Source organism: Micromonospora luteifusca (assembly GCF_016907275.1).
GTDB lineage: Bacteria > Actinomycetota > Actinomycetes > Mycobacteriales > Micromonosporaceae > Micromonospora > Micromonospora luteifusca.
Genome location: NZ_JAFBBP010000001.1, coordinates 5,029,859 through 5,049,264 on the forward strand (window position 1 = coordinate 5,029,859; position 19,406 = coordinate 5,049,264).

Annotated in this window: 26 protein-coding genes; 9 read left to right on the plus strand and 17 right to left on the minus strand. The window is 70.8% G+C overall.

Annotated features, from left to right (window positions below):
- Window positions 1-24 precede the first annotated feature (24 nt).
- Window positions 25-750 carry a TetR/AcrR family transcriptional regulator gene (locus JOD64_RS23035; RefSeq protein WP_307813572.1) on the plus strand — a complete coding sequence of 242 codons (726 nt, stop codon included), beginning with the start codon at window positions 25-27 and terminating at the stop codon, window positions 748-750.
- A gap of 224 nt (window positions 751-974) precedes the next feature.
- Here the strand turns inward: JOD64_RS23035 and JOD64_RS23040 are convergent, their stop codons facing one another.
- From JOD64_RS23040 to JOD64_RS23065, 6 genes are all read right to left on the minus strand, one after another.
- Complete coding sequence (locus tag JOD64_RS23040; protein ID WP_307813573.1) at window positions 975-2,129, minus strand: serine hydrolase domain-containing protein; 1,155 nt, start codon at window positions 2,127-2,129, stop codon at window positions 975-977.
- A 176-nt stretch (window positions 2,130-2,305) separates the two neighbouring features.
- Window positions 2,306-2,950 (minus strand): response regulator transcription factor, encoded by a 645-nt coding sequence (locus JOD64_RS23045; protein WP_204946197.1) that lies wholly within the window; start codon window positions 2,948-2,950, stop codon window positions 2,306-2,308.
- A gap of 2 nt (window positions 2,951-2,952) precedes the next feature.
- Window positions 2,953-4,380 carry a sensor histidine kinase gene (locus JOD64_RS23050; protein WP_204944107.1) on the minus strand — a complete coding sequence of 476 codons (1,428 nt, stop codon included), beginning with the start codon at window positions 4,378-4,380 and terminating at the stop codon, window positions 2,953-2,955.
- A gap of 36 nt (window positions 4,381-4,416) precedes the next feature.
- The gene (locus tag JOD64_RS23055; RefSeq protein WP_239559620.1) at window positions 4,417-5,217 is read right to left on the minus strand and encodes an ABC transporter permease subunit; all 801 of its coding nucleotides are present in this window, start codon (window positions 5,215-5,217) and stop codon (window positions 4,417-4,419) included.
- The gene (locus JOD64_RS23060) at window positions 5,214-5,951 is read right to left on the minus strand and encodes an ABC transporter ATP-binding protein (protein WP_204944108.1); all 738 of its coding nucleotides are present in this window, start codon (window positions 5,949-5,951) and stop codon (window positions 5,214-5,216) included. Before JOD64_RS23060 ends, JOD64_RS23055 begins: the two co-directional genes overlap by 4 nt.
- 158 nt (window positions 5,952-6,109) lie before the next feature.
- Window positions 6,110-6,577 (minus strand): cupin domain-containing protein, encoded by a 468-nt coding sequence (locus tag JOD64_RS23065; RefSeq protein WP_204944109.1) that lies wholly within the window; start codon window positions 6,575-6,577, stop codon window positions 6,110-6,112.
- Window positions 6,578-6,692: 115 nt separating this feature from the next.
- Between JOD64_RS23065 and JOD64_RS23070 the strand changes: the two genes are divergently transcribed.
- On the plus strand, window positions 6,693-7,163 hold the full coding sequence (locus JOD64_RS23070; RefSeq protein ID WP_204944110.1) for an RrF2 family transcriptional regulator: 471 nt from the start codon (window positions 6,693-6,695) through the stop codon (window positions 7,161-7,163).
- Between the two features lie 14 nt (window positions 7,164-7,177).
- Here JOD64_RS23070 and JOD64_RS23075 read toward each other — a convergent pair whose 3' ends face one another.
- Window positions 7,178-7,840: a response regulator gene (locus JOD64_RS23075; protein ID WP_204944111.1), complete on the minus strand. Its 663-nt coding sequence runs from the start codon at window positions 7,838-7,840 to the stop codon at window positions 7,178-7,180.
- Window positions 7,828-8,988 carry a sensor histidine kinase gene (locus tag JOD64_RS23080; RefSeq protein WP_307813574.1) on the minus strand — a complete coding sequence of 387 codons (1,161 nt, stop codon included), beginning with the start codon at window positions 8,986-8,988 and terminating at the stop codon, window positions 7,828-7,830. The genes JOD64_RS23075 and JOD64_RS23080 overlap by 13 nt, the downstream gene beginning before the upstream one ends.
- A gap of 131 nt (window positions 8,989-9,119) precedes the next feature.
- Between JOD64_RS23080 and JOD64_RS23085 the strand changes: the two genes are divergently transcribed.
- The 3 genes from JOD64_RS23085 to JOD64_RS23095 all read left to right on the plus strand — a co-directional run bounded on the left by JOD64_RS23085 (window position 9,120) and on the right by JOD64_RS23095 (window position 10,336).
- Window positions 9,120-9,521: a DUF6069 family protein gene (locus JOD64_RS23085; RefSeq protein ID WP_239559621.1), complete on the plus strand. Its 402-nt coding sequence runs from the start codon at window positions 9,120-9,122 to the stop codon at window positions 9,519-9,521.
- The gene (locus tag JOD64_RS23090; RefSeq protein ID WP_204944112.1) at window positions 9,518-9,991 is read left to right on the plus strand and encodes a hypothetical protein; all 474 of its coding nucleotides are present in this window, start codon (window positions 9,518-9,520) and stop codon (window positions 9,989-9,991) included. The genes JOD64_RS23085 and JOD64_RS23090 overlap by 4 nt, the downstream gene beginning before the upstream one ends.
- Window positions 9,992-10,072: 81 nt before the next feature.
- Window positions 10,073-10,336 carry a hypothetical protein gene (locus JOD64_RS23095; RefSeq protein ID WP_204944113.1) on the plus strand — a complete coding sequence of 88 codons (264 nt, stop codon included), beginning with the start codon at window positions 10,073-10,075 and terminating at the stop codon, window positions 10,334-10,336.
- Window positions 10,337-10,411: 75 nt separating this feature from the next.
- On the opposite strand, the gene JOD64_RS23100 is transcribed toward JOD64_RS23095, so the two are convergent.
- From JOD64_RS23100 to JOD64_RS23115, 4 genes are all read right to left on the minus strand, one after another.
- Window positions 10,412-10,852 carry a hypothetical protein gene (locus tag JOD64_RS23100; protein ID WP_204944114.1) on the minus strand — a complete coding sequence of 147 codons (441 nt, stop codon included), beginning with the start codon at window positions 10,850-10,852 and terminating at the stop codon, window positions 10,412-10,414.
- Between the two features lie 49 nt (window positions 10,853-10,901).
- Complete coding sequence (locus tag JOD64_RS23105) at window positions 10,902-11,654, minus strand: MBL fold metallo-hydrolase (RefSeq protein WP_204944115.1); 753 nt, start codon at window positions 11,652-11,654, stop codon at window positions 10,902-10,904.
- Window positions 11,655-11,734: 80 nt separating this feature from the next.
- Window positions 11,735-12,184 (minus strand): nuclear transport factor 2 family protein, encoded by a 450-nt coding sequence (locus tag JOD64_RS23110; RefSeq protein ID WP_204944116.1) that lies wholly within the window; start codon window positions 12,182-12,184, stop codon window positions 11,735-11,737.
- Window positions 12,185-12,203: 19 nt separating this feature from the next.
- Window positions 12,204-12,881, minus strand: coding sequence for a pyridoxamine 5'-phosphate oxidase family protein (locus tag JOD64_RS23115; RefSeq protein WP_204944117.1), 678 nt, complete (start codon window positions 12,879-12,881; stop codon window positions 12,204-12,206).
- A 202-nt stretch (window positions 12,882-13,083) separates the two neighbouring features.
- Here JOD64_RS23115 and JOD64_RS23120 point away from each other — a divergent pair, with 202 nt between their 5' ends.
- The 3 genes from JOD64_RS23120 to JOD64_RS23130 all read left to right on the plus strand — a co-directional run bounded on the left by JOD64_RS23120 (window position 13,084) and on the right by JOD64_RS23130 (window position 14,857).
- Window positions 13,084-13,611, plus strand: a complete 528-nt coding sequence (locus tag JOD64_RS23120; protein WP_204944118.1) for a CGNR zinc finger domain-containing protein — start codon at window positions 13,084-13,086, stop codon at window positions 13,609-13,611.
- Window positions 13,612-13,718: 107 nt separating this feature from the next.
- Entirely contained in the window at window positions 13,719-14,111 is a 393-nt protein-coding gene (locus JOD64_RS23125) for a nuclear transport factor 2 family protein (protein WP_204944119.1), read from the plus strand.
- A 140-nt stretch (window positions 14,112-14,251) separates the two neighbouring features.
- Entirely contained in the window at window positions 14,252-14,857 is a 606-nt protein-coding gene (locus JOD64_RS23130; RefSeq protein ID WP_204944120.1) for a YdeI/OmpD-associated family protein, read from the plus strand.
- An 82-nt stretch (window positions 14,858-14,939) separates the two neighbouring features.
- Here JOD64_RS23130 and JOD64_RS23135 read toward each other — a convergent pair whose 3' ends face one another.
- Together JOD64_RS23135 and JOD64_RS23140 are read right to left on the minus strand one after the other, a co-directional pair.
- Entirely contained in the window at window positions 14,940-16,166 is a 1,227-nt protein-coding gene (locus JOD64_RS23135) for an RNA polymerase sigma factor (protein WP_204944121.1), read from the minus strand.
- 43 nt (window positions 16,167-16,209) lie between these two features.
- Window positions 16,210-16,581, minus strand: coding sequence for a YciI family protein (locus JOD64_RS23140; protein ID WP_204944122.1), 372 nt, complete (start codon window positions 16,579-16,581; stop codon window positions 16,210-16,212).
- Window positions 16,582-16,873: 292 nt separating this feature from the next.
- Between JOD64_RS23140 and JOD64_RS23145 the strand changes: the two genes are divergently transcribed.
- Window positions 16,874-17,578 (plus strand): VanZ family protein, encoded by a 705-nt coding sequence (locus tag JOD64_RS23145; protein ID WP_204944123.1) that lies wholly within the window; start codon window positions 16,874-16,876, stop codon window positions 17,576-17,578.
- Window positions 17,579-17,629: 51 nt separating this feature from the next.
- On the opposite strand, the gene JOD64_RS23150 is transcribed toward JOD64_RS23145, so the two are convergent.
- From JOD64_RS23150 to JOD64_RS23160, 3 genes are read right to left on the minus strand one after another with little or no spacing between them, the layout of a single operon-like run.
- Window positions 17,630-18,874 carry an RNA polymerase sigma factor gene (locus JOD64_RS23150; RefSeq protein WP_204944124.1) on the minus strand — a complete coding sequence of 415 codons (1,245 nt, stop codon included), beginning with the start codon at window positions 18,872-18,874 and terminating at the stop codon, window positions 17,630-17,632.
- On the minus strand, window positions 18,871-19,047 hold the full coding sequence (locus JOD64_RS23155) for a YciI family protein (RefSeq protein WP_204946377.1): 177 nt from the start codon (window positions 19,045-19,047) through the stop codon (window positions 18,871-18,873). Before JOD64_RS23155 ends, JOD64_RS23150 begins: the two co-directional genes overlap by 4 nt.
- Window positions 19,025-19,405 (minus strand): YciI family protein, encoded by a 381-nt coding sequence (locus JOD64_RS23160; RefSeq protein WP_204944125.1) that lies wholly within the window; start codon window positions 19,403-19,405, stop codon window positions 19,025-19,027. The genes JOD64_RS23155 and JOD64_RS23160 overlap by 23 nt, the downstream gene beginning before the upstream one ends.
- Between the last annotated feature and the right edge of the window lies 1 nt (window position 19,406).

A 19,406-nucleotide genomic window follows, 5' to 3' on the forward strand; every position in this document is an offset into this window, starting at 1 on the left:
ACCCGGCTACCGTACACTGTATTGGTGGATACACCGTACGGTAGCGAACCGTTGCCTGTCTGGGAACGCCCCGAACCTCAACCGCGGGCGGCGCCGGTGCCGTTGAGCCGCGAGAAGATCGCCGACACGGCGATCCGGCTTGCCGACGCGCACGGCCTCGACGGTCTGTCACTTCGCAAGATCGCCAAAGACCTCGGTGTCGGTCCGATGCGGCTCTACGACTACGTGACCAACAAATCCGAGCTGCTCGACCTGATGGTCGACGTGGTCTATGCCCGGATCGCCGACGTCGGCCAGCACGACGAATGGCGAGCCACGGTGCTGGCCATCGCCCACGCGACCCGCGATGCCGCCCTTGAGCATGAGTGGTTCTCCGACCTGCTCGGCGGAAGGCCGCACCTGGGACCCCACGCGCTCGCCGTGGGCGAGGCGACCGCGGCCGCCTTGAACCAGGCTCCCGGCGTGCACGGCATCGACGATCTCCAGCGGGCCCTGAGCGCCCTCAACGCCTCCATCATCGGAGCGGTCCGCAGAGAGGTCACCGAGCGGCGCACCGCCCGTTCCACCGGCACCGATGAAGCCGCTTTCCAAGCCAGCCGCGGTCCCTACCTCATGCGCATGTTGAAAACCGGCAGGTACCCCACCATCGCCCGGCTCGTCATCGACGGCGCCCACCTCAAGGCCGAGGAGACCTTCGATTACAACCTGGCCATCGTCCTGGACGGCATCACCAGTCGACCCCGCACGTGACCGCCGGCTCCGCAGTCGGCGTCCTGCCGTACGCCGATGGACGCCCACCACCTGCCCCACGGCGGGACTTCACTGCCGGCTCCTCGACAAACACCACGTTGTCGCCCCGGTCGCGGCGGAACTCGCTCCGCCGGGGGCGGGGCACCCACCCCGGTCGACGACGCCGCGAAGGTCCTCGCCGCCGACCGGTGCAGGTCGAACTCCCGTTTCTTGCCCGCTGACCGTCAGCCGCAGATCAGGTCGTCGAGCAGTGTCATCTGCCGCTCTATGAGCGTCATTGCCCGGTCCGGGTCGGCCAGTTCGGTGGCCAGGTACAGGACCGTCGAGCGGTGCCCGTCCGGGCTGACCGCGGCGAGGGTGCTCATCCCGGGCATGGAGCCGACGTGCGCCCAGGCGCCGCCGCACCGGTTGGGAATCCACATGATGCCCAGCCCGTAGCGGATGCCCGGTCGGATGCCCTGGAACCCGTCGGCCAGCACGGTCTGGTGCAGCTCGGCCAGCTGCTCCGGCCGCAACAGCTGGCCGCCCGCGACCGCCTGCCAGAAGCGGGCCAGGTCGGTGGGGGTGCTGACCAGGCCGCCGGCCGAGGCCGTCACGGTGGGATTGAAGACGGTCGTGTCGACCAGCGGCCCGCCCGGCGCGAACTGCCGGTAACCCTCGCCGTGCGGCTGAGGAAGGGTCGGTCGGTCGCCAGGGTAGAACGTCCGGGTCAGGTGCAGCGGCAGCAGGATCCGGGAACGCACCTCGGCGTGCCAACGGTGTCCGGTGACCCGTTCGATGAGCATCCCGGCCACCAGGTAGTTGGTGTTCGAATAGCTCCACTGTGTACCCGCGGCGAACAGCGGTGAGTGCCGCATCGCGGTCGCCACCAGCTGCGCCTCGGTGTAGTGGTCGAAGCGGTGCGCGAGGAACTCGTCTGCCGACTGCAGCGCGGCGAGGTCACCGGTGGAGTCGTAGAGGCCGCTGGTGTGCTGCAGGACCTGCCGTACGGTGACGTGTCGGCCGTCGTTGCCGTTGCCCTGGACGACACCGGGCAGCCAGCGTTCGATCGGGTCGTCCAGCCTGATCCGGCCCTCGCCGACGAGTTGGAGCAGCACCACCGACACGAACGTCTTCGTGGTGCTGCCGATCCGGAAATACCCGTCGATCGGCATCTGCGCGCCGGTGTCCAGGTCGGCCACGCCGCTGCCGGCCGCGGTCACCCGGCCCCCGTCGCGGACCAGGCCCTGCGTTCCGGACACACCGAGATCGTGCAGATCGTCGAGGCCATGCTGGAGCACCGTTGCCGTGGAGCGGTGATCCAGGACTGCCGGCGCGGCCGAGCTGGCCCCTCCGCCGACCGCTGCGGCCAGCACCGCGCCAGCCGTCGCGGCTGCCACGAACCTTCGCCACCGCACGGTCCTCTGGACTGCCGAACGTGTACTCACACCTGGGCTCCTCTCGGGAAAGTGACTGTGCACAAACCGTACGAAGAGCTTCGATGTACGCACCAACCGGAAAGCCCGAAACCTGACCTGGGGGCTAACCCCCACCCGGGCTCGGTCTCGGTGTGGGATTACGAGCTCAGGTAGCGCAGGACCGCGAGGACACGGCGGTTGTCGGCCTCGCCCGGGGGCAGCCCCAGCTTGTCGAAGATGCTCGCGACGTGCTTCTCCACGGTCCCACCGGTCACCACGAGCGCGCCGGCGATGCCGGCGTTCGAACGGCCTTCCGCCATCAACGCGAGGACGTGGCGTTCGCGCGCGGTGAGCGCCGCCACGCCGTCGGCGCGGCGGCTGACGCGCAACAGTTGACCGACGACCTCGGGGTCGAGCGCCGTGCCGCCCGCGCCGACCCGCGCCAGCGCGTCGACGAATTCCGCGACGTCGGCCACCCGTTCCTTCAGCAGGTACCCAGCGCCCGCCGCATTGCCCTCCAGCAGTCGGGCCGTGTACTTCGTCTCGATGTACTGCGACAGCACCAGTACCCCGGTGCGGGGATGCTGGCTGCGGATCTCGAGCGCGGCGCGCAGCCCTTCGTCGGTGTGCGTCGGTGGCATCCGGATGTCGGCCACCACGACGTCGGGCTGATGCTCGGCCACTGCGGCAAGCAGCGCCTCGCCGTCGCCCACGGCAGCGCACACCTGGTGGCCGTGGTCCTCGATCAGCCGGGCCAGTCCTGCCCGGAACAGGGCCGCGTCCTCGGCGATCACCACCCGCATGCTCATGCGCGCAGCGGGAGTTCGATGGTGATCTTCGTTGGGCCATCGGGCGGGCTCACGATCGTGATCCCGCCGTCCACTACGGCGACCCGCTGCGCCAGCCCGGACAGGCCGGTGCCCCGGGCCGGGTCGGCACCGCCCGTGCCGTCGTCGGTGACACTGATCAGCAGCACGTCCCGCGCTCCGGCCACCCGGATGTTGATCTTGTTGGCGAAGCTGTGCTTGGCCGCGTTGGCCAGCAGCTCGGCGACGCAGAAGTACGCGATGGTTTCGATCGCGGGGGTGGGCCGGACCGGGATCCTGAACTCCAGCTCGACCGGGATGGCACTGTCGGCGGCCAACGAGGCGACGGCGTCCGCCAGTCCGTTGTCGAGCGCCGGCGGGTGGATCCCGCGGGCCAGGCTGCGCAGCTCACCGATCGCGTCCTTGGCGCCCCGGAGCGCGGCGTCGACCAACTCGCGGGCCGCCGCGGCGTCCCGGACCTCGTCGCCCTCGCCGAGCTTCTCCCGGGCCATGCCGAGGTTCATGGCCAGCGTGGCCAGCCGGATCTGCGCACCGTCGTGCAGGTTGCGCTCCAGGCGCCGCAGCAGGGCGGCCGAGTCGTCCACGGCCAGAGCCCGGCTCAGCTCCAGGTCGTGGACCCGCTGCGCCAGCCGCCCAGGGCCGAGCAGGCCTCGGATCAGCCAGGCGTCGGCGGCCGTGACGGCCCTGGTGACCCACGGAGCGGCCAACAACATCGCCGCTCCCGCCGCGGCGGCGGCGAACGTGCCGGTGAGGGTCGCGACGCGGAACGTGCCCTCACCGAACAATCCGAACGGCGTGAACACCGGCACCGGGCTCAGCTGGGCCCCCGGCGGATGGTTGCGGAACGCCCCCCACAGGAGCGGGTAGCTCAGGTTGACCAGCCCGCCGACCCAGAAGAAGACGGCGTACAGCTCGATCAGGCCGACGGGCAGCTTGGCCAACTGGTAGACGACGACCCGCCAGCCGACCCCGTCGCGAGGGCCCGGGCCGAACCAGGCCCGACGACCGGGGCTTCGCCGCACCGGCGTCGGTGCCCCGACTCGCACCCGGAGCAGCCGGCTCGCGAGCATGCGCTGCAGCAAGCCGAGCTTCCGGGCCGCCGTCGTCGACACCAGCAGGACGAGCAGCAGTCCCACGCAGACACCGGCGGCGACCACGTTGGCCGGGGACGGGTTACCCCGCCCGCCAGCGGCCACCAGCCAGATCAGGTCCACCGCGACAACGAAGAGAACCACCGGGTTGACCACGACGAACGGCAGCCCGGCCAGGCAGAACAACAGCTCACGACCCATTCGCCTGGTGAACGGCGCCACGACCCCCGCGCGGGTGACCACCCACGAGCTCCTGCCCCGCGTCTGGCCACCCGGCGGCAGGTCCACGGTCGGCATGATCACCGGAAGGCCCATGCCGTCATTCTCCCCTCTGCCCGCCCTGTCTCCTATTCACGCATCCCGCTGGGCCAGCAACCATCCGCCGACCGTCAGCGCGATCAGGGCGTACAGGGACAGCACACCGAGCCCGGCCCACGCGGACAGGAAGTCCGGGCAGGCCGCGCCGTCCGTGCCGCAGGTAACCGGCTTGGTCGTGCTCAGCGAGTTCTCCACGATCAGGATCGGCATGTACGACGCCACGCCGTGCGCGATGAAGCCGATGAACTGCGCGACCACGTACACGCCGGCCACCAGCACCCCGACCGCCGCGGCGCTGTGCCGGATGATCGCGCCCAGGCCCAGGCCGATCAGCCCGATCAGGCAGAAGCCAGCCCCGGTCACCGCGACCGCCCGCAGCACGCCGGGCTGGCCCAGCGTGGGCGCCGCGACGCCGTCGCGCAGCGTGGCGCCCACGGCGAAGAACGCGATGAACGACGCGACCTCCCCGACGATCAGCGTCACGGCCCCGAACACCGCTGCCTTCGCCGCCAGGACCAGGGGTCGCCGCGGAACGGCGGCCACCGTGGCCCGAATGGTTCCCGAGGTGTATTCGCTGGTCATGGTCAGCACGCCGAGCACACCCGTCAGCAGCAGGCCGGGGACCACGCCGGCAAGCGCGTTGTTGGTCACGTCCCCGGAGTCGCTTCGGGTGTTCAGGCCGACAGCGACCCCGATCCCGACGGTCCCGGCGACCGTGACGACCAGGGTCCACCAGGTCGAGCGCAGGCTGAGGAGCTTGATCCATTCCATCCGGGCAGCAGGCGCCAGCCCGTAACGGCCGCTCGGCACACCGATCTTTGCGGTCGTGGTCATGACGTTGCCTCCTGCGCCTGGCTGCCCTGGTATTCGACCGCTTCACTGGTGAGCCGGAAGAACGCGTCCTCCAGCGACGGCGACCCGGCCGACAACTCGGCGACCGTCGTGTCCGCGAGCAGCCGCCCCCGCCCGATCACCACCAGCCGCTCGGCGGTCAGCGCCATCTCGCTGATCAGGTGGCTGGACACGAACACCGTGCGACCCTGCGCGGCCAGCGACTTCAACAGGTCCCGGATCCAGCGGACCCCCTCGGGATCCAGCCCGTTCACCGGTTCATCCAGCAGCAGCACACCCGGATCGCCCAGCAGTGCCGCCGCGACCCCGAGGCGCTGCCCCATCCCGAGGGAGAACTTCCCGGCCCGTCGCCCGGCCGCACTGGTCAGGCCGACCATGTCGAGCACCTCGTCGACCCTGGCTCGCGGAATCGCGTTGCTGGCCGCCAGCGCGGCCAGGTGACTGCGGGCGCTACGGCCCGGGTGGAACGCCTTCGCCTCGAGCAGCGCGCCGACCTCGCGCAGCGGCCAGCGCAGCTCGCGGTAGCGGCGGCCGCCGATGCGCACCTGGCCGGCGTCGCACCGGTCCAGCCCGAGGATCAGCCGCATCGTGGTGGACTTGCCGGACCCGTTCGGGCCCAGGAAACCGGTGACGCTGCCCGGCCGCACGTCGAAGCTGAGCGCGTCGACTGCGACCGTCGGTCCGTATCGCCTGGTGAGATGTCGGGCCTCGATCACCCGAACTCCTTCCGTCGTGGTGTTACCTACGGAAGATCACGCTAGGCGCGCGGACGCCCGGTCAGGAGCCGGCTGGCGGCCGTCTTCCGCTGGGGGATTTCCCCCAGGCGGTACCCACGAACAGCCGCCGCCGGACCCACTCCGTCAGGGCGAGATCGTCAGCCGCGTCGGCTCGCCCACACCGGGCTGTCCACGTAGTGGTTGTCGTAGCGGTCCTGGGTTTCGCCAACCTCCTGCCAGGTGGCTTCGCCCCGGTGCACCCTGTCGAGCAGTCGGTAGTAGTCGAACCGGGGCTTGCCGGGGGTGATCACGACGAGGAAGTCGGCGTCCTGGCCGTCGGCGGGGGCGAAAGCGTGCGGGGTGTTCGGCGGGACGAAGAGCGTGTCTCCCTTGTGCAGGGTGTGCAGCTCCTCCCCGACGAGCATCTCGAGGGCGCCGTCGAGTACGAAGAACAGCTCGCCGGAGCGGGTGTGCAGGTGTGGCGGCGCGCCATCGGTGCCGTGCTTGAGCAGGGTGCGGTTGCTGGTCAGGGCGCCGCCGGTGTGCTCGGGGTCGAGTAGCAGCGTGATCACGCTGGCCGGGTCGCTGTCGAGAACCTCGGCCTGGGCTGCGCGTACCAGTGTCATTGTCGGCTCCTTCGTCGTTCGGGGATTCCTAGACAATAAGTGTCCAGAATCCGCCGCGCTAGTGATCATGGCAGGTGTCACAAACTCTGGACATGTAAAGTCCAGGATTATGCGGATGAGCCAGGGCGTCGAATGGGCCCTCCACACGTGCCTCAACCTGAGCTGGCTGGACACCCCGGTGCCGACCAGCACTCTCGCGGCGTTCTACGAGCTACCGCCGGCCTATCTGAACAAGCAGCTTCAGGCCCTGGTCCGGGCCGGGATCCTGACGTCGACCTCCGGACCGCGCGGCGGCTTTCGGCTGGCCCGGGCCCCAGGGGCGGTCTCCTTGCTGGACATCGTGACCGCGATCGAGGGCCCGGAGGAACTGTTCCAGTGCGACCAGATCCTCAGCAAGGGGCCGGGGGAGCACATGGGCGTCGACTATCGACAGTCCTGTGCGTTCGCCCAGGCCATGCGAGGGGCCGACCTCGCCTGGCGGCGGGAACTGGCCGGCAAGACCGTCGCCGACGTACGGGCCGACGTCGAGCACCGGCACCCGGAGGCCCCGGCCGACACCCGGGCCAGGATCGTGGAGCTGCGCTGACGTCGGGGAGCCGGTCAGGCTAGCCGGGCGTCGTGCGCGAGCAGGGCGATCTGGGTGCGGTTGTCGAGATCCAGCTTGGTCAGGATGTGCGAGACGTGAGCTTTCACCGTGGTGATGCTCATCAGCAGTTCGGTGGCGATCTCGGCGTTGGCGCGTCCCTGCGCGATGGCCAGCACGACGTCGCGTTCCCGGGGTGTGAGCAGGGCCAGCCGGTTGCGCGCCTGCTCGTAGGACTCGGCCCCGGACGCCACCCGCTGCATGAGGCGGCGCGTCACGCCCGGCGACAGCATCGGTTGGCCGGCCGCGACGGCGCGGACCGCCTGGCTGATCCGCTCCGGCGGGGTGTCCTTGAGCAGGAAGCCGCTGGCGCCGGCCCGCAGGGCCCGCACCACGTGCTCGTCGGTGTCGAACGTGGTGAGCACGATGATCTCGGGTGGGCGGTGGCGGCGGCGTAGACGCTCGGTGGCGGTGATGCCGTTGACGCCCGGCATCCGGATATCCATCAGCACCACGTCGGGCATGTGTCGATCCACCGCGGTGATCGCCGCACCACCGTCGGCGGCCTCGCCCACGACGACGATCCCGTCGGCGCCGTCGAGCATCATCGTCAGCATTCCCCGTACGAGGGGGTCGTCGTCGACGATGACGACCCGGATCGGGCCCGTCACGTCGGCCACGGCAGCCAGGCGGAGAGGTGGAACCGACCCGAGGCGTCGACGTGGTGGGTGACGCGACCGCCGGCGAGCGCGGCCCGTTCGGCGAGACCGATCAGGCCGGCGCCGCCGTCCCCGGTGGCACCGCTGTCGGACGTGGTCGGGTTGCTTACCGCGATGCTCAGGCCGGAGCCGGGCGTGCCGCCGAGAGCGAGCCGGACCGGCTGCCCGGCGGCGTGCTTGCGGGCGTTGGTCAGCGCCTCCTGTGCGATCCGGTAGGCGGTGCGGCCGACCGTCGGGGGAACCTCGACCGGCGGGCCGAGCGGGTCGTCGACCTCGATCTGCTGGCCTGCGGCCCGAGCCTCCTCGATCAGGCGCGGCAGGTCGGCGAGGGTCTGCCCGGGTGGTGCGTCCGCTGACGACTCGGCGTCGTCGCTGCGCAGCAGCGTGATGACCTCGCGCAGTTCGTCGAGGGCGTGGTGTGCGCTGGCCCGGATCACCCCGGCGGCGGCGCTGAGCCGCTCGGGTGGCGCGTCCGGCCGGTACTCCATCGCGCCGGCGGCCGCCGCCAGCAGCGACAGCCGGTGCGCCAGCACGTCGTGCATCTCCCGCGCGATCCGGCCGCGCTCGGCCGCCCGCGCCTCCATGACCCGCCGTTCCTGCTCCTGCTCGGCCCGCCAGGCCCGGTCCCGCAGTGCCGCCAGCAGGGCGTGTCGGGCCTGCGCCCAGGTGCCCCAGCCCAGTAGGGCGGCGTACGCGGCCGTCATCAGCGCCAGCCGCCACCCATACGGCAGGCTGGGCACCGGCCGCCAGAGTGCCTGCACGGCCTCGCCTGCCACGCCGACCGCCGCCAACGTCGCAGCCTGCCGGAATGGCCGGTTGCGGGCGGTGAACAGCACCGCGAAGCTCGCCACCGGGGTGGCCACCGGCGACAGCGCGACCAGCAGACTGGCCAGCACGCCACCGACCTCCGGGCGGCGGGCAACCACCGGGACGAGGGTGAGGGCGGCTACCGCCAGCGCGACGTCGGCGCGGATCAGAACTGTGGAACTGGAGCGGGTGGCAGACCACAGCACGGTCGCGACGAGGACACCGATCGCCGCGGTCGAGACGCCCACCGGGACGGCACGCCACGCCCGCGGCGGGCCCACATCACACGTCGCCGGCTCCACCAGCGCAGGCTACTGCGCTGGTGGCGGGCCGGGCCACCTCCTTTGGTAGTACCCGCTGCTGCCAACGGGTGTACCCGCCGTGGCGTCTGGACCGACGTGCCGGGCCCGGCCCGGCCCGGAGACTTCGGGGCATGACGAACAACCTTTCCCCGCGTCGAGCCGCGGTGGCGGCCGGTGCGATCCTGGTGGCGGCGGCCGAGTTCGCGATCGTGCACTCGGTGGCCGGCGTCGACCTGGCGGCCACCTCCGGAAACTCGACCCGGCAGATCACGGTGGCCGCGGTCGTCGTGGCCGCCGCGGTCGCGGTACTGGCCGGCTGGGCGTTGCTCGCGCTGCTGGAACGTCTGACCAACCGGGCCCGCGTGTGGTGGACCTCGATCGCGGTCGCGGTCCTGCTGCTGTCGCTCCTGGTCGGGCCACCGGGCGGCGTCGGCGGGGGAGCGAAGGCCACTCTCGCGCTGCTACACCTGAGCGTCGGCGCCGTCCTCATCCTCGGCCTGCCCCGGCCGCGCCGGGAAGGGCTGAACCGATGACCGCGCTGACCGTACGCAAGCAGGACGGGGCCTTCGTCCTCGACTCCGGTGCCGGGCGTCGCGCCTCGCTGCGTACCGGCTGGACCTGGCGGTACGGCGAGATCCGCACCGGCGCGGGCCTCTGGACGGTCGCGCCGACCGATCGCCGACGCCTCGGGGCCACCGCCCAGACCGAGCACGGCGTGGCGGTGCGGCTCGACCCGCTCCGGTCGCACGTGCCGGGGCCCGGCGGCGTGGCGCGCTGGGTGCCCGGTCGGTGCGGTGGTGAAGTGGTACGCGACGGGCACCGGATCGAGGTGCGCCTCCCCGGACGGCCCGGCGGGCCGATCCGCGTCGACGTCACCGGCGACTGGGCCGAGGTGGAGTTGGTGACGCTGACGGCCTGCTTCGCACTGATGAGTCGCCGACGACGGCGCACCCTGACCACCATGGCGATCGTCGGCACCGTCTCGCACGGCCCCACAGGTTGACGCGAGCACCAGTTGGCATGGCGCGAACAAGCGCCGTCCGGGATAGCCTTGCCGCATATGGCTACCTTTCGCAGTGCCTCAGTGCTTCTTTCCTCCGACGGCACCAGGACCCCGGGTACGGCCGCGCTCTTCGCCGAGCCAGCCCGCAGGGGTGGGATCCCACCGTGGGCAGGTGACTTCCGACCCGCCAACAGCGCCGGCAACGGCCCCAAGAACGCGGTCGGGAAGACCTTCACTCTGGAGTTGCCCGACGGCAGCACCGGCAGGGTCGTGGTCCAGAGCCTCAAGAGCGGGAAGGGCGGCGTCGTGCTGGCGTTGATGGGCGAGGACGCGCCCCCCTTCTGATCGTCGCCGACGCCATCGGCCGGTACGCGACCCTGCCGATGTCAATGCGCTCGGGCCCGCCGACAGGGCCACCGGTCAGCGACGGCCGGTGGCCAGGGCGACGAGAAACTGGCCGCCGCCTGCGTCGACGCTTGCGGTGACCGGCAGCCCGGGCACCAGCCGGGAGAACCGGTCCACCAACCAGTCCGCGGCCTGCTGGGCGTCCTTCCTGCTCGGGCAGCGGGCCACCAACTCGCGGCCACCCTTGCGTTCGAGTCGCTCGGCGACGGTGATCAGCGGCGCGGGCTCCACCACGTGCAGATGGTCCGGCCAGGCGATGACCACCTTGACCGCGCCTTTGCGGGTGTTACAGGCACGGTGCGCGAGTCGCTCGGTGACCTTGGCCTTCTTGTCGGCGGTGCGGCTGTCGACGCTGGGGCCACGCGGGTCGTTCACCGACATGTCGGCGTCGACCGGCTCGTCGCACACCCAGCATCGCCAACTGTCACGCCTCGCGACGTCATCGAGGAGACTCATCCGAGCAAACTAGCCTGTCGGCCCGTCGTCCGGGTCCGGTGGCTCCTCGTCAAACGGTCGCCGCTTCGCCCGGCCGCAGGTCGACGAGCACGTCCGTCAGGCCCGCCTCCGCGAAGGCGCGGACGACGTCGTCAGCACCTTCGGTGTAGTGCCCCCAACCGTCCTGGTGCACCGGGACCACCGCGCGGACGCCGAGCAGGGCCGCCGCTCGTGCCGCCAGCTCCGCCGTCAGGGTGAGGAAACCGTCGCCGCGAACCGCGATGTAGGCGGCGCCGAGGTTGAGGATCGCGATCTCGATCGCCGGAAACTGTTCCGCGACGACCGCCACGACATCCACCGAGGCGTTGTCACCGCTGACGTACACGGTCGGCCAGCCGCTCGCCTCCAGCACGAATCCGATGACCGGGCCGTTGACCACGCCGATCTCCGGTGTGCCGTGCAGCGCCGGAACCGCCGTGACGCGGATGCCACCGACTTCGGTGTGCTCGAACGGTCGCAGGCCGATGGCGCCGGGACCGAGTTTCGGGGCTCCCGCCGCGGTGGTGAGCACGCGTGGGGCCCGGCGCGCGTACTCGCGCCCGGAGATGTCGAGGTTGTCGATGTGGTGCTCGTGCGACACGAGCACCACATCGACCTGGTCGAGGTCCTCGGGGGTGTGCGGGCCGGTCAGTTTGGTCGCGGTGACCGGACCGCTCTGGTACGTCCGTGGTTCGTCGAAGGTCGGGTCCAGCACGACGCGCGAGCCCGCGTAGTCCAGGGCGGCCGTCGGTCCACCGATGACGCGTACGGTCGGCTTGTTCATGTTTTTCTCCCAGGTTCCTGCGGCGCTCGCAGGTGTCGGCGTGATCGTTCCGCCGCCTTGCCGGTGGTCGTGCGGCTCTGTCACCGCAGCGGTAGGTCGGTCTGGTCCCCCGAGGGCCTCGGGCCGTGGAAGCGACGCTGATCCGCGGTGATGGGGACGTCGTTGATGCTGGCTTCGCGGCGGCTCATGAAGCCGTGATCGTCGAACTCCCACTGTTCGTTGCCGTAGCTTCGCCACCACTGGCCGGTGGCGTCGTGCCACTCGTACTGGAACCGGACGGCGATGCGGTTCTGGTGGAACGCCCACAGCTGTTTACGCAGGACGTAGTCGAGTTCGTGCTCCCACTTGTCGGTCAGGAACGCTTCTATCTCGGCGCGGCCGGTCAGGAAGGTGGATCGATTGCGCCAGATGCTGTCGGGCGTGTAGGCGGCGGCGACGCGCTGGGGATCGCGGCTGTTCCAGGCGTCTTCGGCGGCCTGGACCTTGACCCGAGCGGTTTCGGCGGTGAATGGGGGCACCGGGTGTCGCATCGGTGCGCTGTCGTTGGCGTCAGTGCTCATGGCTGTCCCTGTCTCGGCTCTGGGCGGGGAGGGTTCGACCGTGCAGTTGCGCGCGTAGGGCGCGGTTGTCCGCGCGAAGGCGGGCGAGTTCGTCGCGCATCGGCGCGAGCGCGTCGGACAGTTCCGCTTCGCTGAAGCGTGGCGTGATGTGTTGGGGGCAGTTCCAGTCGTAGCCGTGCACATCTACAGTGATCAACCGCTCGACCTTGCCCCGCTGCCCGGGCACGCCAAGCCCGTCCACCGGGCCGTCGGCTTCGCGTACGTCGGTGACGCGGGCCGTGCCGATGATTTTGAGGCGGCGTTGGTGGGCGTAGTCCATGAGTAGTAGTGATACCTGCGGCGAGGCGCCGAGGTTGCCGACCGACAGATATTGCCGGTTGCCGCGCAGGTCGGTCCAGGCGAGGACGCTGTGCCCGTCGACCGGGTCGAGCAGTTGCAGGAAGCCGGGCGGGCCACCGCGATGCTGCAGGTACGGCCAGCCGTTTTCGCCGACCGTGGCGAGGTAGAAGCTGTCACGTTCGGCGATGAAGGCGGCCTCATCGGTGCCGAGCATCGCGTCGGTGTCCCAGCCGGCGACCATGCGCTGGATGGCGGGCCGGCTGCCGTAGCGCTGTTGAGCGGCGGCCACCGACGGAGTGGTCAGTTCTTGCAGGTAGCGATGTGGCATGACGCACGTCTCCCAGGGTGAGGGTCGGAGCGGGCGGCGACGGCTGCTTGCCCGGGAGTCAGCCGGACGGGTCCGGGCAGGGCTTGGCTGAGGAGATCGCGGTCGTGCCGAGACTCTAACCACCTTGAAGCATTTTGCCGGTGAGAAGACTACGAGGCTTTACCTAACCTGTCAAACAGTTAACGGTGGTAAGGTTGCGCACATGACGCGGCGACCGCTGGTGGGCGAACCTCTCGCACTGGACCTGGTCAACACCCAGTGGGTCGAGCGGGGCCGCATGGTCGACCTGTTCGACGAAGCCGACGGACTCCGGGGTTGGCTTGCCGAGCACGGGCTCGCGGGCGATCCCGCATCGGTGGAGGTTCCGTTGCGCCAAGCGCGGTCGGCGTTGCGAGGTGTCCTCGAACAGCCCGGCGAGGAAGCCGAGCGGGGGATCAACGCGATCCTGGCCCGCGGTGTCTCGCGCTACACGCTTCGCCAGTCGGCGGTGCACGAGCACCATGACGTCGACCCGGACTGGCTCCTCTCCTGGCGGGTGGTCATCAACTACCTGGACCTGCTGCGCCAGCAACCCGCCCGCATCCGACGGTGCGGCAACCCGTCCTGCGTCCTGTACTTCTACGACACGTCGCGCAACGGCACCCGGCGTTGGTGTTCCATGGACGGCTGCGGCGGTCGTGCCAAGGCCGCTCGCCACTACCAGCGCCACCGCCCCACCCCCACCGCGTAGAGCAAGCGTCACAAGCGGTGGACCACTGCCGTCGGGTCGACGAGTCCAATACCCGCGACTTGCCGAATTCCGCCGCCTGCCGCCCGCCGGATGGCAGGGTGACGTCCATGAACAGGGAGCACGTCGCGGGTTGGCTTGCCGCCTACGAGCGCATCTGGCGGACCCCTGGCACGGACGCGCTGGTCACGATCTTCACCGAGGACGCTCGTTACCAGCAGGGGCCGTACTGGACGCCGGTCGTCGGCCTGCCGGCCATCGCCCGGATGTGGGAGAAGCAACGCAAAGGCCCCGACGAGGTGTTCCAGATGACCGGGGAGATCGTCGCAATCGACGGCGACACCGCGGTGTCGCGTCAGGAGGTCCGCTACGGCGACCCGGTCGACCAGGAGTACCGCGACCTGTGGATCATGCGATTCGCCGAGGATGGACGCTGTCGGTCCTTCGAGGAGTGGCCGTTCTGGCCGGGACAGCAGCCGGCCAACCCTCCGGGCGAGTCGTGACCCGAGGACCTCGGCCCTCCGAGGCCGGGATCACCGTCGCTGACGCTCTGGTCGACGCGGCGCCCCGCTCGCACATGTCACACCCACCGGGCTGGTGCGCACGGAACGTCCGCGGCAACGGGACGCGATAGCCTGCCGTCGTGGCGAGTGCGGAACTGGATGAGTTGGTCGTCGCGGATGCCGAGGCGCTGCGCGCGTGGTTGTCGGCCAACCACGCGGCATCGCCCGGTATCTGGCTCGCCCTGACCAAGAAGGGCGGCACAGTCACGACCCTGACCTGGCAGCAGGCGGTCGACGAGGCCCTGTGTTTCGGGTGGATCGACGGGCAGGCCCGTAAGCGGGATCAGGAGAGCTCCTGGATCCGGTTCACCCCTCGCCGACCCCGCAGCTCCTGGTCACAACGCAACGTCGCCCACGTGGCCCGGCTGGAGGCGCAGGGGCTGATGCTTCCGCCGGGGCGCCTCGCGGTAGAAGCCGCGAAGGCGGACGGGCGGTGGGCGGCCGCCTACGCCCCGTCGTCGGAGGCCGAGGTACCGGCCGATCTCCTCGCCGCCATCGCCGCCGATCCCGCCGCCCAGGCCATGTTCGACGTCCTCACCAAGACCAACCAGTTCGCGCTCATCCATCGCCTCAATGCCGTCAAGCGGGCGCAGACCCGCGAGCGGAAGATCGGCGAGTTCGTCGCCATGCTGGCCCGTCACGAGACGCTCTACCCACAGAAGGCCAAGCCTCAGCACTCCCCGTAGGAGTCAGGGATGCCGCCGACGTGGCCGATGCGATCGACGGCATCCGGACCGCGCTCGAATCCGGCGGACCAAGCTGGAGAAGTCAGCTCAGCGTGGCCGCCTTGCGTAACAACACGGAGCGTTCGCGCTGGTTGGCGCAGAGCCGGGCCGCCAGCTCCAGCTCCGCGCGCGCTTCCGGGCGCCGTCCGAGGCGGGTCAGCAGCTCACCGCGTACGGTCGGGACCAGATGCGAACCGGGGAGCCGGTCCGAGGCGATCAGCTCGTCCACGATGGCCAGGGCTTGCGCCGGACCCGAGGCCATGGCGACGGCGACGGCCCGGTTGAGCTCGACCACCGGCGAGGGTGCGACCCGGCCGAGTGCCTCGTAGAGCACCACGATCCGGTCCCAGTCGGTCGCCTCGACCGAGGGTGCCGACGCGTGGGTGGCGGCGATCGCGGCCTGCAGGCCGTAGGGGCCGAGGCCGCAAGCCGATGCCTTGGCCAGCGCGACCAGCCCGCGGTGGATCGCCGAGAAGTCCCACCGCCGCCGGTCCTGGTCCTCGAGCAGGATCGGCGAGCCGTCCGGGCCGGTCCGGGCCGGGAAGCGCGCGGCCGTCAGCTCGCACAACGCGAGCAGACCGTGCACCTCCGGCTCGGTTGGTTGCAGCGCGGCCAGTGTGCGGGCCAGGCGGATCGCCTCGTAGGCGACGTCGGGGCGCAGGAGCCGGTCGCCCGACGTGGCCGTCGACCCCTCGCTAAAGATCACGTAGAGGACGCTGAGCACGCCGCCCAGCCGCTCCCGACGCTCGGCGGCTGGTGGCAGCTCGAACGGCACTCCGGCCGCGGCGATCGTCTTCTTGCCGCGGGTGATGCGGGCCTGCACGGTCGGCACGGGCACCAGGAACGCGCGGGCGATCTCCTCGCTGGACAGGCCGCCGACCACGCGCAGGGTCAGCGCCACCCGGGACTCGGGGGAGAGCACCGGGTGGCAGCTGACGAACATCAGCGCCAACACGTCGTCGTCGATCTTGTCCGGATCGATGTCGTCGTCGACGGCCGACTCGACCGGCAGGTCGGCCGCCAGCAGGGCGTATCTGTCCCGCAGGGCGGCCCGGCGGCGGATCGCGTCGATCGCCCGCCGACGCGCCGTGGCCATCAGCCACCCGGCCGGATTCGCCGGAGGGGCGAGCGGCCACGACACCAGCGCCTCGGCAACCGCCTCCTGGGCCGCGTCCTCGGCCAGCCCGAAATCACCGGTGAAGCGGGTCAGCGCGGCCACGATCCGCGCCGACTCGATCCGCCAGACGGCCTCGACATCGGCCGTACCCATCAGATCTGGCCGTTGCTCTCGCGGCCGGCCCAGGCCGTGGCGGTCACTCGCCGACCTGCGGGACCTCGTCGCTTCCGGGCACCCGCCGGACCTCAATCTTGGACCCGGCGGCCGCCGGGACCCGCTTGGCCCACTCGACCGCCTCCTCTTTCGAGGCGACGTCGAGCAGGAAGAAGCCCCCGAACAGCTCCTTGGTCTCGCCGTAGGGCCCGTCCGTGACCACCGGGGTCTCGCCGCTGAAGTCGACCACGACGCCCTGGCCCGGGTCGTCCAGCCCTTCTGCCGCGAGGAGAACGCCAGCCTTGACCATCTCCTCGATGAACTGGTGGGTCGTGGCCATCATCTCGTCGATGTTGGCCATCATGGTCGCGTTCGACTCGTCGGTGCCACGCATGATCAGCAGGTACTTCGGCATCGCGTTCTCCTCGTTCGGCGGGGCCGCCTCTCGGCTCTCGCACCCTCATGTCGAACGAGTGGCCGGCAGATCGACACGGCTCCGGAGAAATCTCTCGCGGCGACGCAGCCGATCCCTCCGACTCTCGTTCCGCCCCGTCAGGGCGGTCCCGGAGTGATGTCTGACGAGGACGCCCTGCTGACCAGGAAGCCTATCTTCGCGCCACCGGGTCTGAGGAGAGAGCGACGGCAATCTTTGGCGGCGCTCTCGCGTGCTTACGCCACCGCGACAATCCTCCCGGTTGAATGGGGGCATGAACCACCGCACAGCCCTGTCCGCACCGATCCGCCGCACGCGCCGGGTCCTGCTCCTGAGCCTGGCGATCATCGGTGTCGCGAGCGTCCTGTTCGTCGTACGGCGACCGCTTCTGATGTCCGCGCCGACGTGCCTGGCCGGGCGGTGGCACGGCTGCTACGACACGGAGAACGGTGTGCTGCTCATGATGCTTGTGGGCCTGCCGTTGGCCGCACTGGTCGTGTGGGCGCTGGCACGTTTTCGGCGTGTCACCGGTGGTACGACGGCGTGGCGGATGTCGCTGGCCGAGGTGGGCATGGTGTACGGGACGGTACCGCTCGTATGGATCACCCTGATGCCGGGACCGGGGGCCGGCACCGTCCCAGGTCGGGTGAGCCTGATCCCGCTCCGGGACCTGCTCACGATGGGGCCGGTCGGGATCGGCGGCAATCTGCTGATCTTCGCGGCGCTGGGGTTCTTCGCCCCGATGCGGTTCGCGGTGTTGGCTTCCGTGCCGCGGATCCTGGCGCTCGGGGCGGGCTGCTCCGCCCTGGTCGAAATCGCACAGTACGTACTGCGGTTGGACCGGGTGTCCTCCATCGACGACGTGCTGGTCAACGCCACCGGCGCCGTGCTGGCCGGGCTCGCGTCGCGCCGCTGGTGGCGTACCCCGGCGGAGGCACCGTCGGACCGGCCGCGTCCCACACCGGTCTGGGCGGACTGAGCCGCTGGGCACCCTCATCCGCCTCGAACGGGGCTGGCTCGAATCTGTCCGTCAGCCGGCGAGTTGTTCGCGGCGGCGGGTGAGGTAGGCCCGCTCGGCGGGGTTACCGGTAAGACCGATGGCCCGGTCGTACGCCGCCCGCGACTCGCCGCCCCGCCCGAGCCGCCGCAGCAGGTCGGCGCGTGTGGCGTGGAAGGCGTGATAGCCGTCAAGGACCTCGGCGAGCTGGTCGATCTCGGCGAGCCCGGCCCCGGGGCCGTCGACCTCGGCGACCGCGACCGCCCGGTTGAGCCGCACGATCGGCGAGGGGTCGAGCAGCACCAGGCGGCCGTAGAGGGCGACGATCGTGGACCAGTCGGTGGCTCGGACGGATGGGGCTTCCATGTGGACCGCGTTGATCGCGGCCTGCAGCTGGTAGCGCCCGGGTGGGTCACCGCCGGCCGCCACCGCCTCGACCCGCTCGCGAATCAAGGCGTTGCCCTCCGCGATGAGGGCGCGGTCCCACGCGCCGCGGTCCTGCTGGTCGAGGGTCACCAGCTCCCCGGTGCGGGAAACCCGCGCCTCCCGCCGGGCGTCGGTGAGGAGCATCAGGGCAAGCAGGCCGGCCACCTCTCCGTCGTCCGGGAGGAGAGTTCGGAGCAGGCGGCCGAGGCGGATCGCCTCGTCGGTGAGGTCGACGCGTACCGGGTCGTCCCCCTCGCTGGCGAGGTAACCCTCGTTGAAGACGAGGTAGACGACCGCGAGCACGCCGGTGAGGCGCTCGCGGATGTCGGCGGCCCAGGGCACCCGGTAGGGAATGTGTGCCGCCTTGATCTTTGCCTTGGCGCGGGTGATCCGCCGCGCCATCGTGGTCTCCTGCACCAGAAAGGCACGGGCAATCTCGGGGACGGTGAGACCGCCGAGCAGACGCAGGGTGAGCGCCACCCGGGCCTCCAACGCGAGCGCCGGGTGGCAGCAGGTGAAGACCAGTCTGAGCCGGTCGTCCTCGACCGGGCCGGTCGGCTCGGGAGGGGTGTCGTCGTACACGATCCGGGCCGCCTGGTGCTTGGCGTCCTGCTGCGACTCCCGACGGAGCCGATCGATCGCCTTGCGAGTGGCGGTGGTCGCGAGCCAACCGCCGGGATTGGGAGGTACGCCCTCGCGCGGCCACCGCTCTGCGGCCACTAGGAACGCCTCGGCTGTCGCGTCCTCGGCGACGCCGAGGTCGCCGAAACGGCGCGTGAGGCTGGCGACCACCCGCGCCCACTCCTCGTGGTGGACACGGGTGATCGCCTGCTCGACAGTGGGACCGGTCACGGATTCAGCAGCGCTCCGATGGTCTTCCCGGTGCGGAAGGGGGGTACCTCGACCGTGCGGCGGCACGCCTTCGACCCCTCCACGGCGAGCGCCAGGGCCACGTCGAGGTCGGCCGCCTCGATGACCCAGAAGGCCCCCTGGGCACCGTGCTCACTTGTCCCCAGCACCGCCACGCGCGGGCTCCCCGGGGCCGCGGAACCGGTGCACCTCCTGCGGCCAGTCGAGCGCCGTCGCGAGCCTGCCGGCCCAGTATCGCGCCGCCTCGTCGTCGGGGACGTCCACCGCGGCGAAGCCGCCGAGGTGCTCCTTCGTCTCGACGTACGGGCCGTCGGTGAATACGGGCTTGCCGTCGACCGCCTCGACACTGCACACCGCGGTGGACCGGTCGAGCCCACCGTTGCTGAAGATCAGAACACCGGCGGCCCGCATCTCCTCGACCACGGCACGGGCAGCCGTGCCCTTCTCGCGTATCTCCTCCGCCGTGTGGTGAGGCACCCACTCATCGTTGAAGGTGATCAGGTACTCCGTCATG

Bases quoted from the DNA above. Each gene is read 5' to 3' on its own strand.
- JOD64_RS23100 (WP_204944114.1), bottom strand. From the start codon at position 10,852: ATGAGTCTCCTCGATGACGTCGCGAGGCGTGACAGTTGGCGATGCTGG.
- JOD64_RS23065 (WP_204944109.1), bottom strand. From the start codon at position 6,577: ATGACACTGGTACGCGCAGCCCAGGCCGAGGTTCTCGACAGCGACCCG.
- JOD64_RS23125 (WP_204944119.1), top strand. From the start codon at position 13,719: ATGAACAGGGAGCACGTCGCGGGTTGGCTTGCCGCCTACGAGCGCATC.
- JOD64_RS23160 (WP_204944125.1), bottom strand. From the start codon at position 19,405: ATGACGGAGTACCTGATCACCTTCAACGATGAGTGGGTGCCTCACCAC.
- JOD64_RS23045 (WP_204946197.1), bottom strand. From the start codon at position 2,950: ATGCGGGTGGTGATCGCCGAGGACGCGGCCCTGTTCCGGGCAGGACTG.
- JOD64_RS23050 (WP_204944107.1), bottom strand. From the start codon at position 4,380: ATGGGCCTTCCGGTGATCATGCCGACCGTGGACCTGCCGCCGGGTGGC.
- JOD64_RS23140 (WP_204944122.1), bottom strand. From the start codon at position 16,581: ATGCCGAAGTACCTGCTGATCATGCGTGGCACCGACGAGTCGAACGCG.
- JOD64_RS23120 (WP_204944118.1), top strand. From the start codon at position 13,084: ATGACGCGGCGACCGCTGGTGGGCGAACCTCTCGCACTGGACCTGGTC.
- JOD64_RS23105 (WP_204944115.1), bottom strand. From the start codon at position 11,654: ATGAACAAGCCGACCGTACGCGTCATCGGTGGACCGACGGCCGCCCTG.
- JOD64_RS23145 (WP_204944123.1), top strand. From the start codon at position 16,874: ATGAACCACCGCACAGCCCTGTCCGCACCGATCCGCCGCACGCGCCGG.
- JOD64_RS23110 (WP_204944116.1), bottom strand. From the start codon at position 12,184: ATGCGACACCCGGTGCCCCCATTCACCGCCGAAACCGCTCGGGTCAAG.
- JOD64_RS23085 (WP_239559621.1), top strand. From the start codon at position 9,120: ATGACGAACAACCTTTCCCCGCGTCGAGCCGCGGTGGCGGCCGGTGCG.
- JOD64_RS23055 (WP_239559620.1), bottom strand. From the start codon at position 5,217: ATGACCACGACCGCAAAGATCGGTGTGCCGAGCGGCCGTTACGGGCTG.
- JOD64_RS23115 (WP_204944117.1), bottom strand. From the start codon at position 12,881: ATGCCACATCGCTACCTGCAAGAACTGACCACTCCGTCGGTGGCCGCC.
- JOD64_RS23135 (WP_204944121.1), bottom strand. From the start codon at position 16,166: ATGGGTACGGCCGATGTCGAGGCCGTCTGGCGGATCGAGTCGGCGCGG.
- JOD64_RS23070 (WP_204944110.1), top strand. From the start codon at position 6,693: ATGAGCCAGGGCGTCGAATGGGCCCTCCACACGTGCCTCAACCTGAGC.
- JOD64_RS23090 (WP_204944112.1), top strand. From the start codon at position 9,518: ATGACCGCGCTGACCGTACGCAAGCAGGACGGGGCCTTCGTCCTCGAC.